The 877-nt window shown below is 59.5% G+C and carries 1 protein-coding gene and 1 pseudogene; both read right to left on the bottom strand.

The window, feature by feature from the left end:
• The coding region (rplJ, locus tag EN925_RS37765) for a 50S ribosomal protein L10 (protein WP_128337459.1) at positions 1-364 on the bottom strand (364 nt) is incomplete at its 3' end.
• A gap of 393 nt (positions 365-757) precedes the next feature.
• A pseudogene (locus tag EN925_RS37760) lies at positions 758-877 on the bottom strand (50S ribosomal protein L1); the annotation flags it as partial.

The following is an 877-nucleotide window of genomic DNA, read 5'->3' as shown; positions in this document are numbered from 1 at the left end:
CCTTCACACCGTCGGCATTGAGCGAGGTGGTGCCCATTGCGCCGCCGAGAATGACGAGCTTGTCATTTCCCTTGGCGAAATCGGACGCGACCTTCGGCGCCGCAATCGGATCCTCCGAATAAGCAATCAGCGTCTGTCCCTTGAACAGCTCGATGATCGATGCGGAGTCCGTGCCCTGAAGAGCGATTTTGGCGAGACGGTTCTTCGCGACTTTGACGGTGCCACCGGCAGCGCGCATTTTCGACCGAAGGTCGTTCATTTGCGCGACGGTGATACCGGCGTAGTGGGCCACGACCACTGAACCTGCGTTCGAGAACGCACCGTTCAGGCCCGTGACGAGTTCGCGTTTTTCCGCTCTGTCCACTGCCTATCTCCAGTTGACCCCAATCCTGTTAACGGGAACATCCCATTGACGAGGACAGGCGTCGGGTTGCCTTTTGTCGGCCGGGCCATCCAGTAACGGATCTCCCGAACGACGCTCGAGGATCCTGCCCCCTTTCGCCACATCGACAGTCAAGCCGGCGATGCGCAGACAAAAGGCAAACACGGTTCGAACCTTTCATTGGAGCAATCGCTCCGTTGTCCGGTCTTCACCCGTCTCATGCAGGCCCAAATCGAATTAAGGCTTCTGGGCCGCCTGCAATCTCGGACAGGATGTCCGGAAACCTTTCGGCTTCCGGTACCGGGCCGCCGACAAGTCGGAGGTCCGGAATTCACTTGCGGATCAGCCGCTTGCCGGCCGATCCAAATGTTCGTATCAGGACGCGTTAAGCGTCGCGACGTCGAGCTTGAGGCCCGGGCCCATCGTCGAGGTGACCGACACCTTCTTGACGTAGTTGCCCTTGGCGCCAGTCGGCTTTGCCTTGGTCACCGCATC

Source organism: Mesorhizobium sp. M7A.F.Ca.US.006.04.2.1, from assembly GCF_004022915.1.
Taxonomy (GTDB): Bacteria; Pseudomonadota; Alphaproteobacteria; order Rhizobiales; family Rhizobiaceae; genus Mesorhizobium; species Mesorhizobium ciceri.
This window is presented reverse-complemented; position numbering and strand designations above follow the sequence as displayed.